A 13905-nucleotide genomic window follows, 5' to 3' on the forward strand; every position below is an offset into this window, starting at 1 on the left:
GCGAGGGGCGCTCAGAAATGGGCGCCCCTTTTGTTTACAAAAAATAGGCCATAAGGCCTATTGATTGAGATACGATGAGATAAATTTCTTTATTTCTGTGGTAGGAGTAGTTCCGGCTTCTTTGCAGGCTTGCCGAAAGGCCGCGAGTGTGTCTGGCGGAAGGTCGAGCGGAAAACGAACATAGTTCTTTCGGTTATGCTTTATTTGAGCGGCATAGCTGCTTTTGGCCGGCGCGGGAACTTCTTCACTGTTTTCCCACAGCTCTTCGCTGGAAAGGTCAAGGTCATCGTTCCAAGAGATACCATAGCCGCCGGCATCCACACGAACCTGCTCAAATAGCTTAGGTGTATTTATAAACGCACGGAAAGGCTCCCATTTCTCTAATAATGGCCGGACATCATAGCGCTTGTATATGCCGTTTTCAAAGCCGATATACAGCATGAAGTCAGGAAGAGCTTTCGCAGATATGATTTGATGATGGAGCATAGTATTCATCTCCTTTTTGATAGAGGCCACCGCTCTATTCGAGCGGCGGCAGTTCCTTGAATTGTTGGGTGTTCCACATACCGAGCAGGTCATCCTTATGAGTTGCGGCCCATTCCTGCACCATTGAAAGGGCCTTGGGTGGTAAATCACCTTCGAGCATTTTCCCTGTTTGGATATCGATTATGCCAAGATACTCTCCATATACTGCGTGAATGTGGGGTGGATTATGCTCTCGTTGAGCAAAGTACATTTTAATGACCATGCCATAGAATCTAGCGATAACGGGCAATGTGCTCACCTACCTTTCGATATTATTATATAATATACGTACGTATATGTCAAGAGAGATAGACAAAAAGTTTCATATTTAAGAGTTAGCCGCTTAGGCGGCACGGGATAAAACGGCGCAGGGGTGGGGGCGCGTATTTTAGGGAGAGGACTATGGCTAGAGAATTTGCGAAAGCATTTTATCATAGTAGCGCGTGGTTAAAGTGTAGAGGTGCATATATCCGTGAGAGGATAGCGATTGATGGAGGAATGTGTCAAAGGTGTCATATTGTGCCTGGGTATATTGTGCACCATAAAGTATGGTTGACACCAGATAATATAAGCAATCCAGATGTAACGCTTAATAAAGAAAATTTGGAATATGTTTGTCTTGTATGTCATAACAAAATAGAGCAGGGCGAATGCGAGAGCGGGTATAGATTTGATGAAATGGGCCAGTTGGTTCCGATCCCCCCCTTTAAAGGCAGCATGATATGAGGGAAGCCTGACCGCGCCCCAACCTCTAATGAATACATGACTCACGTATGACCCCCCTCCCCTAAAAATAGGAGAATATGATGGAAAGTAATGAAAAGATAGCATTAATAGATAAGGAAAAAGGGAGACTTAGCAAAAATTTTGCGAAAATAAGCGGAAAAAAGAAAGCGGTCATCAAGGGACTCATTGAACGGGCAGCATTCATGCGAGTCTCCCTAGATAATTTGGAGTTAGATCTAAATGAGAAAGGATTTGTGGAGCAGTTTTCACAGGGAGACCAAGAACCCTATGATAGAAAGCGTCCAGTTGCTGATTTATATAATACAATGAATGCAAATTATCAAAAAATCATTAAGCAATTGACAGATTTGCTGCCAAAAGAGAGCGAGATCCAGGGTGACGACGGATTTGATGGATTTGTGAGTGAGAGGGATGATTAAGTACCCAGAAAAGTATAACCCAATTGCTGAATATTGGAAAGCAATTGAGAGTGGAACGGAAGTTGTATCCCTAAAAATAAGAAAAACCTATGAAAAACTGTATCGCGATACCTTAGATGATGCAGGAGAATATTATTACAATAGCAAAAGAGCGAATCACGCAATTGAGTTTGTAGAAAATTTTTGCAGACACAGCAAAGGGAAAATGGGGGGTAAGCCTGTTAGGTTGGAACTGTGGGAAAAAGCGCTCATAGCATCTGTCTTTGGATTTGTGGATATAACCGGGAATCGCAAATATAGAGAGGTAATTTTAATTGTTGGAAAGAAGAATGGAAAATCACTGCTCTCGTCGGCCATTGGTTTGTATTTGCTCATTGGGGACAATGAGCCAGGCGCAGAAGTCTATGCTGTAGCTACTAAAAAAGACCAGGCTAAAATCATATGGAATGAATCTAAACGCATGGTGCGCAAATCTCCTGCACTTAGTAAGCGAATAAAAGCTCTAACTCATGAGCTATCAAGTGAGGAGTACAATGATGGAGTATTTAAACCGCTGGCCAGTGACTCAGATACGCTAGATGGGCTCAATGTTCACGGTGTTCTCATGGATGAGATTCATCAATGGAAACATGGGAAAGCTTTATTTGACATTATGGCAGATGGCGTAACAGCACGAGAACAGCCTCTTATTTTTATAACATCAACCGCAGGCACTATCCGCGAGGATATTTATGACGAAAAATATGAATACGCGGAGCGAGTCATAAATGGTTATTCGGATGCTGAAGGATATCATGATGAGCGTTTCTTGCCTTTCATTTATGAACTCGACGATCGTAAGGAATGGACATGCCCGGAGTGTTGGAAAAAAGCGAACCCGGGCCTTGGTACTATCAAAAACTATAAAGCACTGGCTGATAAAGTAGAAAAGGCAAAAGCCAATCCAAATATGGTGAAGAATTTGGTTTGCAAGGAGTTCAATATCCGTGAAACCAGCAGCCAGGCGTGGCTAACCTTTGAACAGCTCAACAATACTGCGACGTATGATTTGGAGAAATTAAAGCCGAGATACGGTATTGGCGGAGCCGACCTTTCAGCAACAACAGATCTCACGGCGGCAAAAGTGCTATTCATGATTCCGGGCGATCAGCATATCTACGTAATGTCTATGTACTGGCTGGCAGAAGAGTTGGTGGAGGAGCGCGTGCGGGAAGATAAAATACCATATGATCTGTGGATTGAACAGGGGTTAATGCGCACTACGCCTGGGAATAGAGTGCATCATAAATATGTTACGCAATGGTTTAAGGAAGTGCAGGAGAAGCACGATATCTATATTCCGTGGGTGGGGTATGATTCCTGGTCTGCGACATACTGGGTAGAGGAAATGATGGCGTATTTTGGGCAAAGCAGTATGATACCAGTAATTCAGGGAAAAAAGACGCTTTCCTCTCCCATGAAGAACCTGGGAGCTGATTTAGAAAGCAAGCTCATCATTTATAACAACAACCCGATTGATAAGTGGTGCTTAGCGAATACGGCATATGACGAGGATAAGAACGGGAATATTCAACCAAGCAAAACCTCAAAGAGGACGAAAAGAATCGACGGGACAGCGGCTCTGCTCGATGCCTATGTAGTATTACAGAACAAAATGGAAGAGTATCTAAGCATTATTTAGAAAGGAGGAGAAATATATGAGAATATTTTCCAAAGTCTTTGGGAAAAAAACGGCTGAAACTGTGGCTGGAATTAAACTGATCACCGAAACGGGGAATGGGTATTATGCTTGGGATGGTAATGTCTATCACTCGGATATAGTGCGCGCCTGTATTCGGCCAAAAGTCAAGGCAGTTGGAAAACTGACTCCAAAGCATATCAGGGAAACAATAAAAAATGGGAAGAAAATAATGGAGATTAACCCAGAGCCATATATCCGATTTCTGTTGGAAGAGCCAAACCCATACATGACGGGACAAAAGCTGATTGAAAAAATGACGGCCCAATACTGCCTTAACAATAATGCTTTTGCCGTGATAGTAAGGGACGAGAATGGCTATCCTATGCAGATCTACCCAATTACGGCTATCACAGCAGAGGCAATATATGATGCCCAGGGCACCCTGTATTTAAAGTTTTTGCTGCAAAATGGGAGTTACTATACTTTCCCATATTCTGATATTATCCATTTGCGCCAGGATTTCTATTCTAATGATATTTTTGGCGAGCCATTAGCGCCGGCGCTGGCACCGTTAATGGAAATTATCAACACTACAGATCAGGGGATTGTGAAAGCAGTAAAAAATTCTGGAGTTGTGCGATGGCTTCTCAAAATTTTAAACTCACAGCGGCCAGAAGATATTCAAAAGACGGCAGAGCAATTTGCAAAGAACTATCTCTCTCTTGAGAGCAATTCGGTTGGTGTTGCTGCAACAGACGCAAAGGTAGATGTGGAGCGAATTGAACCAAAGGACTATGTCCCTAATGCAGCCCAAATAGATCGGACAACCACAAGAATCTATGCTCTGCTCAACACAAATGAAAAAATTGTGCACAGCAGCTATTCAGAAAATGATTGGAATAGCTATTTTGAATCAGAAATCGAAACGTTATCCATTGAGCTGAAAAATGAGTTCACTCGAAAAATTTTCAGCAGAAAGCAAAGAGGCTTTGGCAACAAAATTATTTTTGAGGCCGCCAATCTGGCTACAGCAAGTATGCAAACTAAACTTAACTTAGTGCAGTTTGTGGATCGAAGAATGATGACGCCAAATGAAGTCCGGGCCATCTTGAATATGGCACCATTTCCAGGTGGAGACGAAATGCTGCTGCGCAAAGATACCGACATAGTGAGAGGAGGTGAAAGTGTTGAGAATTGAGATTAAGGGAGCGATTGTAAGCAATGATGACAAGGCCGCTTATGATTATTTTAATCTGGAGGCAACCTGCCCGCGCGATGTTCTGCAAAAGCTCAAAGAAGCCGGAACAGAATATGTTGATGTTTTTATTAATTCAGGAGGCGGAGATATTTTTGCTGGTAGTGAAATTTACTCTGCATTACGAAGCTATCAGGGCAAGATAAAGATTCATGTGGTAGGTTTGGCAGCTTCTGCGGCTAGCGTCATTCTATGCGCGGGTGAGAGTGATATTACACCTACAGGTATGGTAATGGTGCATAACGTATCAGGCTATGCTAGCGGGGATTATCGCCAGATGGATAAAACAGCAGAAGTTCTTAAAAAAGCAAACAGCGCTATCGCAGAAGCGTATATGAACAAGACAAAAATGACCAGAGATGAGGCCTTACAGCTTATGGAGCAGGAGACTTGGCTGACAGCAGAGGAGGCAATAAGAAAAGGGCTGGTAGATAGAATGGAAGAACCGCCTGTAAAGCTGGTTGCATCATTGGCATGTACACTCTTACCAAGAGAAGTTATAGAAAAAACCATGCAAACTATGAATGCTCACAATCCGCGAAAAGCGGATATTTTTATGCGAGAAAGAGCAAAGGCAACATTAAGACTACTAAAATTAGGAGGGAAACAATGAACAAAGAGCAGTATTTGGCAAAGCGTAAAGGGCTGATGGATGTAGCACAGCAGTTGGTAGACGCAGGGAAAATGGAGGAATTTGAGTCAAAAGCAAAAGAAGTTGAGACATTGGATAATCAGTATGATGAGTATTGTAAAGCGCAGGCGAATCTTCGTGCACTAGAAGACAAAGTTGCGGCGCAACCGGCAAATGCGTTCCAGAGTGCAACAAAAGAATCTGTATCGTTTGAGGCAAAAGAAATTGACCCAGAAGATATGACTAACAGCATGGATTACCGAAAAGCATTTATGGCCCACGTTATGAAAGGAGAGGCCATGCCTGCAAAATTCCAAGCAGCCAATGCCAATACCAAAACGACAGATGTTGGTGAAATTATTCCAACTATTGTCATCGAAAGAGTTATTGAAAAAATGGAGAGTATCGGAACAATTTTGCCCCTTGTAACGCAAGTGGCGTATAAGGGTGGTGTGAAAATTCCAACTTCTACAGTCAAGCCGGTAGCAACATGGGTATCGGAAGGAGCTGGGAGCGATAGGCAGAAAAAAACTATTGGCGCGATCAGCTTTACCTATCATAAACTGCGCTGTGCAGTCTCTATCAGCCTGGAAGTAGGTGTTATGGCGCTCCCGGTGTTTGAAACGGTACTCGTTAATAATATTGCAGAGGCAATGACGAAAGCTATTGAACAGGCCATTGTATCTGGCAGCGGCACTGGTCAGCCCAAGGGATTTTTAAGCGAAACACCAGTTTCAGGACATGCAATTGAAGTTGCAGCCACTGATGATTTGGATTACGAAGTGTTAGTAGAGGCCGAAGCAGCCTTGGAGTCTGCATACGAAAATGAGGCCGTATGGTTTATGAGCAAGAAATCTTTTATGGCATTTGTAGGCATGACAGATGCCGATGGTCAACCCATTGCGCGTGTGAATTACGGTATTGGCGGAAAGCCAGAAAGAATGCTGCTTGGAAGAACTGTTATTGTCAATGATTACATGGATTCCTATGCTGGCACTGTAACAAAAGATACTATCTTTGCGGCGATTTTTAATCCCAAAGATTATGTGCTCAATGCAAGTTACAGTCTGACCATTAAACGCTATGAGGACAATGACACGGATGATACTGTAACCAAAGCTATTATGTTAGTGGACGGTAAGGCGGTAGATATTAATTCCCTCGTAACCATAACCAAAAAAGTAGCTTCAGCCTAAGAGGTAAAAGCGAATGGAGCTTTTGGAAGAACTCAAAACAACACTAAGAATTGGCAATAATAGATTTGATGAAAGCGAGCTTGTACCTCTTATTAATGCTTGCAAAATGGATATGAAAATATCGGGCGTTGAAACTGTCCAGGAGGAGGATGCGCTAGTGCGTCAGGCGATAAAACTCTATGCTAAAGCATATTTTGGCTATTACGATGATAACGAGAAATATAAAATAGCATATGAAGGGTTAAGAGACGCAATGGCCCTTTCGGGTGATTACCGGAGGCAAGATGCAGTATAGCGACATCATTGAACTTGTGGCTATAAAGCCAGGAATCAGCATTTCAGGGTATCCAACAGAAAGTGAGATAAAAAAAGAGGCGTTCGCAGATGTGAAGTCTGTACGACGAAGTGAGTTTTATGAGGCTCTAAAACAGGAGATGTGCTTGGTAATTGTGTTCAATGTGAGGTGCTGCGACTATGGAAATGAGAAGTATGTAGACTTTGAAGGGCGGCGATATAAAGTGGCAAGAGCCTACACAAAGGACAGTGAGATCATGGAGCTAAACTGTTCAGAGGTAAAAACATGACCGTCAATGAAAAAATGATGCAGGCGTTGGGAGATTTTGATCTCCCGACGGCCTATGCAATTTACCAGGGAGATGCAGCTGAATACTTTGTGTTTGTTTTTTCGATCATCCCGGTTATGTATGCGGATGACAGGCCAAATACAGAGCGATATTTGACGCAGCTGCACTATTTCTGCCCGCACGATGTAGACTGCACAAAACTAAGACAAGCAGTAAAAGCAAAACTGTTTGCCGCTGGATGGACATGGCCGGATGAGGTAGACGCAACGGATGAAACCAGCCGGCATTATGTCTTTGAGTGTGAGATTATGGGGGAGATGGATGGCACAGTTTAGCGTAAATGGCCTTGATGATGTAATGAATTTGTTTGATAGCCTTGCTGATATGCCCAATGAGGTCATAGAGGAAATGCTGCTTGCAGAAGGCAATATCATTGCCAAAGAACAGCGCCGGGCGGCGGAGGAAATGCTGCGAGGCAAATACTACAAAGGCGGCGTTGCAAACTCTGTAACGGTAGGCAAGCCGATGATTACCTATGACGGCGGAGAAATCGAGGTGGCCTTTAAGGGCACACAGCACGGCAACAGACTGGCAGAAATTGCATTTGTGAACCAATATGGAGCGCGCGGGAATCCCGGGCGCCCTTTTATTGATGTTGCAAATGCGCGCGGAGAAGATGCGGCGGCGGAAGCAGCCGCAGACATACATGAAAAATGGCTAGATAGCCACGAATAGAAAGGAAAAAAGAAATGGCAGGATTTGGAGCAAATTTCCCGTGTTTTCAGCCGTATGACAAAGCGGGGGTAAACGTAGGCAAGCTGGTTTCGGCAAATCTGACGGTGAATCTGGCAAACGGTGAGCTATATGCAGATGATACACTAGCCGAGCAGGTCTCGGAGGTTATCTCTGGCAGCATTGCAATGGAAACAGACGATATGCTGGATCAGGTTGCGAGCGTGGTATATGGGGCGACAGTAAAGGATGGCGCGGTTGTATATAACAAGGACGATGTGCCGCCTATGGGCAAACTCGCATATTATAAGTCGCTGCGTGTAGGAGGTAAAAATTTCTACCGTGGCTATTACTACCCCAAGGCCAGAGCGGCGATTGGCAACGATTCGGCGCAGACAAAGGGCAGCAGCATTACCTTCCAGACCACGCAGACGGCATTTACTGTGTTCCCGGACGATGCGGGCGATTGGCGCGAGACCAAGAACTTTGACAGCCAGGCAGAGGCTAAGGCATGGTGTGAACAGAAGTGCGGAATCAAAGAATATCACACGGTCAATGTTACAGTATCCGGCGCAGGCGCAGGCGAGGGGGTAAGCCCGGAAGGGATTTGCTATGTGGAAGATGAGGGGACGTTGACTTGCACGATTACAGGCACGCCTACTGCGGCGTATGACAATGGTACAAGCATTTTGGAGAGTATCTCCGGGGGCACGTATACGCTAACCAGCGTAAAGGAAAATCACGAGCTGGTATATATTTTCTAACACAGGAGGGGGCGGCTTCGGCCGCCCATTTTTGAGATTATGCGGCTAAGCGGAAAAGAATATGCGCTGCGCTTTAGCGTCGACGTGTTTTTCAAACTGGAAGAAAAATATGGGACAGCTAACGCCATAGAGATACTGACGAAACCGGGCGCAGAAGGATTTAATGCTCTTTGCTGGCTTGTTGCAGAGATGTCAAAGGCGGCGGAGCTATATAAAAGATATATGGGAGAAAGCCCTAATGAGTATTTAAAAGAGGAGTTTGTGCGGGCAGTCATTTTGCCGTGGGAGATGCCAAAAATTCGAGATGAGGCGATTGAGGCAGTAATGAAAGGTATTCAGCGGCAAGAGGAATCAGAAGAAGAAATTGACATAGGGCTGCAAGAACTTCAAAAAAAAACGGAAAGCGAATGACTAAGGCAATGCTGCTTTACTTGGCAAGCCTTAGCGGAATGACAAGGAAAGAAGCCATGCTGGAAACCCCCGGCATGGTTTTTGATTGCATCGAAGTGCGCCAAAAAATAAGTGGTACAAAACCGAGCAAAGGGAAATTTGACTGATGGAGACAAAGACGAAAATCAAGCAATATTTGAGAGTGGAGCTTCGGGGCGAGGTGTTCCGAATTGAGGCGACAAGAGAGCTGTTTGAGAGACTTTCCAGAATCCCAGAGCAGTTTCTAAAACTCCAGCAAGAAGTAAACGCTGGCAAACTGTCTGACGATGAGGTAGGAAAAGAGATTCAAAAAACGCTTGATGGAATCCTAGGGGCGGGAGCGATAGAGAAAGCATTTAAGAGCAAAGAAGGAACAATAAACGAATTAGCGGCGGCCGCCATCCACGTAGCAAATCAGATTACAAAGCAGATTACGGCCATGTAAGGGGGCGGAAGAATGGCGGTTAAAAGAGCAGTATCAACAGTCCTGGCGGTAGAGGGGATTAACGAGTATAAAACCGCTATGCAGGATATTAGGCGCGAGCTTGGAACGCTGAAATCTGCCCTGAAACTGACGGAAGAGCAGTTCAAGGGTAATGCCAACAGCATGGCAGCACTGGAGGCAAAGGGGAAAGCCCTAAAGGATGTACTGGATAAGGAAAAAGAAGCGGTAAACAACGCCCGGAAAGCTCTGGACTTGGCGCGGAACGCCCAGGAGGCATACGCGAAACGCGCATCAGAGCTGAGGGAGCGTATTGCGGCGGCGGAAAAAGAGCTGGAAGAGCTGAAAAACACCTCTTCCGACACAACGACGGCGCAAAAGAAGCTGACTGCGGAAATCGAATCCTTAAATAAAGAGCTTCAAGATACGGAAGCGAGACAAAAAGGCGCGGCAAACGGCGTTGAACTCTGGCAGAAGAACCTGAACACAGCGCAGACCCAGGTTGTCAAATTCGAGCGTGAGCTGGAAAAGAACAACAAATATCTGGCAGAGGCAAAGGCAAGCTCAGACGGGACGGCAAAATCCATTGACAACATGGGCAAGGAAGTCAAGCAGGCAGGGCGGGACTTTCAGAGCGCCGGTGATGATGTCAAGGATTTTGGAAGAGACACAAAAAGAAGCCTAGAAGAGATAGAAGATGTCATGGCAGCGCTTGGCCTTACAAAAATGCTTTCAGCTATTGTGGATGGTTTTCGCGCGAGTGTGGATGCGTCTATTGAATTTGAATCAGCAATGGCGGGCGTGGCCAAGACGACAGACCTCTCACAGGGCGAGCTTTCGCAGATGGGAAAGCAAATCCGGGAGCTGAGCACAGAAATTCCGATTACAACAACGGAATTTTCGGGAATTGTGGAAATTGCAGGGCAGCTGGGCATAGCGAAAGAAAGCCTGCTTGACTTTTCGAAAGTTATGGCCAATTTAGGGGTAGCGACCAACCTAACCAGCGAGGAAGCGGCAACCATGCTGGCGCAGTTCGCGAATATTACGCAGATGGATCCCAGTGCATACAGTAACCTTGGTAGTGTGGTGGTTGCGCTGGGCAATAGCTTTGCGACCAATGAGCGCTCTATTGTAGAGATGACCCAACGGATTGCGGCGGCGGGTACGATTGCCGGTATGAGTGAAGCGGATATGTTGGGCTTATCCGCTGCTGTTACCTCTATGGGTATCAGCGCAGACAACGGCGGCACACAGATGGGCAAACTCACCTCCATGATCCAACGGGCAGTAGAGACCGGGGACAAGCTGGATCAGTTCGCCAGCATTGCGGGGATGTCGGCGGAGGATTTTGCGACTGCGTGGGGCAATGATGCAACCAGCGCGCTCATTAAGTTTATTACTGGCCTAAACGATGTAGAGAGAAATGGCAAGTCCGCCATCGTATTGTTGGGCGAGCTAAAAATCAATGAAGCGCGGATGCAGACAATGATGCTCTCCCTGGCGGGCGCTGGCACATTGCTGAGTGATGCAGTCAATGTCTCAAATGAGGCATGGGCGGAAAATACTGCACTAACAAAAGAGGCGGCGACGCGCTACGCTACGACCGAAAGTAAGCTTGCCATGATGCGAAACGCATACAACAATTTGAGCATTGCAATAGGCGATAAGCTCAGCCCCATTATTCGGGCAGGCGCAGATACGCTCACAAGCTTCGCAGAAAAACTGGAAGAGATGGTGGAAAGCTCGGATTTGCTTGTTCCGGCGCTAGTAGGGGCAGCGACGGCGGTCGGGGTTCTGGTTGCCGCGTTTGCTGCTTATACGATTATTGATAAAGTCAGGCATAGCATTATAAAGTTTATATCCGTTATGGCCGCGAATCCGTGGATGCTCTGGGCAACAGCAATCGCGGCGGCGGTGGCGGCGCTTGTAACCTTTGCGGCAGCCTGCGGCGATAGTGAATATAGCGTTAAAAATCTCACGACAGCCTCACGGGAAATAAAGAAGGTTTTCAAAGAGCAGGACGAACAATTCAAGCAGACCTCCAACGATATTTTGGCAACAGCACAGATGGCCAATGCATATGTAAACCAGTTGGCAGAGCTGGAACAAAAGACCTCTCTGACCGTCGCGGAACAGGCAAAATGGAATATGCTTTTGTCTCAGATTGTGGAGCTGGTGCCAGAGACTTCGCAGCTGATTGACCAGCAAACAGGGAGCATTGAGGGCGGGACACAGGCGCTGCGCGGAAATATCCAGGCATGGCAGCAACAGGCTTTAGCGCAGGCAAGGCAGGAAGCATACTACGAAAAATACAAGGCTTTTGCTGCCGTGGAAGTAGAAGCCCAGACAAACCTTGATAAGCGGATAAAAAAAGAAAATGAGCTTTTGGCCATCAAAGGTGAAATGGATAGCATGGAAGCTCAAATTGAGGCAGCCACAAGAGGACGCTCGGCAGCGGAGCAAGAGGGAAATCAGGTACTACAAAAAAAGATTGACCGATACAATGAACTGGTGGATGAATACGCCAAGGCGGATGAGGAGCTCAATAATCTGGATAAGGCACTAGAAAAGAACCAGGACGCGCTTGCAGAGTATAGCGAGGAATTGGGCGTAAATTCCACGGTGCTGGGCGATTGGGCAAGCGGGGTTGTTGCTTCCAGCGACCAAGTGAGCGAGGCGAACGCCAAAACGCAGAGCGAAATTGACGCGCTGAATAATCAACTCGCAAGCCTTCAAGAGGCATATATGGAAGCCTACGAAGAGGCAGAAAAATCGGTCAATAAGCAATGCGGGGCTTTTGACAAGATAGAGAAGAAAGCGGCGACTAGCGTTAAGCAGTTAAAGGCAAACTTTGACAGCCAAATCGAATACTTTACCAATTATACAGAGAATCTGAAAAAGGCGGCGGAGCTTGGCATTAACCAGGGGCTAATAGCAACTCTTTCCGATGGGTCTGTAGAATCTATGGCAATTTTGCAAGGGATTGTAAATGATAACGGCAAGAGCGTGGATGAAATTAACCAGAAGTGGGAAGAGGTCAACAATGTCAAGAGCACAGCAATAGCTGCTATGGCAGATGCAAAAACGGCTTTTAGCACAAACTCGGCGGAGATTCAAGGGGAAATTGATGCACTGGTTGACCATATGAACCAGGAAGATGAAGCAGCAGAGAACGGAAAGAAAACCATGAATGGTTATGCAGCCGGGCTTAATTCTGGGCTCCCGGAAGTAAAACAAAAAGCACAGCAAGCGGCGGGGCTCGTGCGCGGTGCGATTACGAACATGTTCACCGGGATGGGAGGAAGTATTAAAGCTGTATATAATGGCAGCCATGCAAAGGGATTATCTCTTGTTCCATACGATGGATATATTGCAGAGCTGCACAAGGGCGAGCGCATTTTAACTGCAAAAGAAGCACAAGAATACAACAACACTCTGCTTGCGTCTATTGCGTCCAGCTATGAAATGCCGGGTAGAGATTATTCCGGCATACTGGAATCTATCAGAGGTGCGCTGGCATCTTCCAGGGGGAATATAACCAACAAGGCAACACTGCAATTTTACGGTGAGCAGCCAAGCCCGGCAAAGACCGCGAGAGAGGTAGAAAAGACCATGAGGAGGATGCTGTATGGCTATTGATGCGAGTATCACTTTAGTTCTGGATATGGGCGGGCACATGGTGAGAATTGCGAAAGATTCTCCCTATCGTCTGGCGCAGGATGGAGTGAGTGGCCTAGAAGCGGCAGACTATATGCTCACCATAAAGCAAAATGCGCAAGTAGATGGCGGATATATTGAAAAAGAGAGCTTTGAGCCACGGAATATCAGCATTACCTTTGTTGTGGATGATAGGACAAATACAGAGGCACACAGACGGCTATTGCTTCGATATCTAAACCCGAAGCAGCAGGGGACGCTCACGGTTACAAGGAGCGGGGTAACAAGGAGAATTGGGTGCAAGATAGATGGGGTGATAGAGTTCTGGCAGCCGAATATACGGGAGGACAGGCTGAAAGTAACGGTCAATCTCATATGCCCAGACCCTTGGTTTTATGAGGAGCGGGCGGCAGAATACGAATTTAAAAATGTAAAGCCGCTGCTTACCTTCCCATTCAATTCGCTTGTGGGCGTGGGCATTATGTCTGGCCTTGTCTGGCGCTCGGATGAACTGACAGTAGAAAACACCGGGGACGATGCAATGGGAATTTTGCTGACGATTCAGGCACAAGGGGAAATCAAAAACCCTAAAGTAACTCTGGACGACGGGGAATATATCCGGCTGATCACCGTATTGCAAAGCGGGGATAAGGCTCAAATATCGACGATACCAAAAAATAAAGATATTTGGATTAATGAGGAAAGGGCGCTTGTTTATGATAGGCAAAGCGTCTTTTTTTCTGTGCCGACAGGAAAGCACACGCTGAAAATCAGCGCGGACAGCGGCGTGGAACATGCAGTTACAAAAATGGAATGCAGCCTAAAGTATTTGGGGGTGTAGGC

18 protein-coding genes are annotated in these 13905 nt (G+C 46.1%); 16 read left to right on the plus strand and 2 right to left on the minus strand.

The window, feature by feature from the left end:
* Nucleotides 1-57 precede the first annotated feature (57 nt).
* Complete coding sequence (locus AALG83_02180) at nt 58-486, minus strand: DUF2442 domain-containing protein (protein MEY8381964.1); 429 nt, start codon at nt 484-486, stop codon at nt 58-60.
* Between the two features lie 34 nt (nt 487-520).
* On the minus strand, nt 521-775 hold the full coding sequence (locus AALG83_02185; GenBank protein ID MEY8381965.1) for a DUF4160 domain-containing protein: 255 nt from the start codon (nt 773-775) through the stop codon (nt 521-523).
* A gap of 152 nt (nt 776-927) precedes the next feature.
* Here AALG83_02185 and AALG83_02190 point away from each other — a divergent pair, with 152 nt between their 5' ends.
* The 16 genes from AALG83_02190 to AALG83_02265 all read left to right on the plus strand — a co-directional run bounded on the left by AALG83_02190 (nt 928) and on the right by AALG83_02265 (nt 13903).
* The gene (locus tag AALG83_02190) at nt 928-1251 is read left to right on the plus strand and encodes a hypothetical protein (protein MEY8381966.1); all 324 of its coding nucleotides are present in this window, start codon (nt 928-930) and stop codon (nt 1249-1251) included.
* Between the two features lie 77 nt (nt 1252-1328).
* Complete coding sequence (locus tag AALG83_02195; GenBank protein MEY8381967.1) at nt 1329-1691, plus strand: hypothetical protein; 363 nt, start codon at nt 1329-1331, stop codon at nt 1689-1691.
* The gene (locus AALG83_02200; GenBank protein MEY8381968.1) at nt 1684-3372 is read left to right on the plus strand and encodes a terminase TerL endonuclease subunit; all 1689 of its coding nucleotides are present in this window, start codon (nt 1684-1686) and stop codon (nt 3370-3372) included. Before AALG83_02195 ends, AALG83_02200 begins: the two co-directional genes overlap by 8 nt.
* A gap of 16 nt (nt 3373-3388) precedes the next feature.
* Nucleotides 3389-4570 carry a phage portal protein gene (locus tag AALG83_02205; GenBank protein MEY8381969.1) on the plus strand — a complete coding sequence of 394 codons (1182 nt, stop codon included), beginning with the start codon at nt 3389-3391 and terminating at the stop codon, nt 4568-4570.
* Nucleotides 4560-5240 carry a head maturation protease, ClpP-related gene (locus tag AALG83_02210; GenBank protein ID MEY8381970.1) on the plus strand — a complete coding sequence of 227 codons (681 nt, stop codon included), beginning with the start codon at nt 4560-4562 and terminating at the stop codon, nt 5238-5240. Before AALG83_02205 ends, AALG83_02210 begins: the two co-directional genes overlap by 11 nt.
* Entirely contained in the window at nt 5237-6454 is a 1218-nt protein-coding gene (locus tag AALG83_02215; GenBank protein ID MEY8381971.1) for a phage major capsid protein, read from the plus strand. The genes AALG83_02210 and AALG83_02215 overlap by 4 nt, the downstream gene beginning before the upstream one ends.
* Before the next feature lie 13 nt (nt 6455-6467).
* Nucleotides 6468-6749, plus strand: coding sequence for a head-tail connector protein (locus AALG83_02220; protein ID MEY8381972.1), 282 nt, complete (start codon nt 6468-6470; stop codon nt 6747-6749).
* The gene (locus AALG83_02225) at nt 6739-7038 is read left to right on the plus strand and encodes a phage head closure protein (GenBank protein ID MEY8381973.1); all 300 of its coding nucleotides are present in this window, start codon (nt 6739-6741) and stop codon (nt 7036-7038) included. The genes AALG83_02220 and AALG83_02225 overlap by 11 nt, the downstream gene beginning before the upstream one ends.
* Nucleotides 7035-7373 carry a hypothetical protein gene (locus tag AALG83_02230; GenBank protein ID MEY8381974.1) on the plus strand — a complete coding sequence of 113 codons (339 nt, stop codon included), beginning with the start codon at nt 7035-7037 and terminating at the stop codon, nt 7371-7373. The genes AALG83_02225 and AALG83_02230 overlap by 4 nt, the downstream gene beginning before the upstream one ends.
* Nucleotides 7360-7773 (plus strand): hypothetical protein, encoded by a 414-nt coding sequence (locus AALG83_02235; GenBank protein MEY8381975.1) that lies wholly within the window; start codon nt 7360-7362, stop codon nt 7771-7773. Before AALG83_02230 ends, AALG83_02235 begins: the two co-directional genes overlap by 14 nt.
* A 14-nt stretch (nt 7774-7787) precedes the next feature.
* Complete coding sequence (locus AALG83_02240; protein ID MEY8381976.1) at nt 7788-8534, plus strand: hypothetical protein; 747 nt, start codon at nt 7788-7790, stop codon at nt 8532-8534.
* Nucleotides 8535-8573: 39 nt separating this feature from the next.
* Nucleotides 8574-8945 (plus strand): hypothetical protein, encoded by a 372-nt coding sequence (locus AALG83_02245; GenBank protein MEY8381977.1) that lies wholly within the window; start codon nt 8574-8576, stop codon nt 8943-8945.
* Nucleotides 8942-9091, plus strand: a complete 150-nt coding sequence (locus AALG83_02250) for a hypothetical protein (GenBank protein MEY8381978.1) — start codon at nt 8942-8944, stop codon at nt 9089-9091. Before AALG83_02245 ends, AALG83_02250 begins: the two co-directional genes overlap by 4 nt.
* The gene (locus AALG83_02255; protein MEY8381979.1) at nt 9091-9408 is read left to right on the plus strand and encodes a hypothetical protein; all 318 of its coding nucleotides are present in this window, start codon (nt 9091-9093) and stop codon (nt 9406-9408) included. Before AALG83_02250 ends, AALG83_02255 begins: the two co-directional genes overlap by 1 nt.
* A 12-nt stretch (nt 9409-9420) precedes the next feature.
* Nucleotides 9421-13044 carry a phage tail tape measure protein gene (locus tag AALG83_02260; protein ID MEY8381980.1) on the plus strand — a complete coding sequence of 1208 codons (3624 nt, stop codon included), beginning with the start codon at nt 9421-9423 and terminating at the stop codon, nt 13042-13044.
* Nucleotides 13034-13903, plus strand: coding sequence for a phage tail domain-containing protein (locus AALG83_02265; protein MEY8381981.1), 870 nt, complete (start codon nt 13034-13036; stop codon nt 13901-13903). Before AALG83_02260 ends, AALG83_02265 begins: the two co-directional genes overlap by 11 nt.
* Nucleotides 13904-13905 lie beyond the last annotated feature (2 nt).

Source organism: Christensenellaceae bacterium 44-20, assembly GCA_041223705.1.
Taxonomy (GTDB): Bacteria; Bacillota; Clostridia; order Christensenellales; family Christensenellaceae; genus QANA01.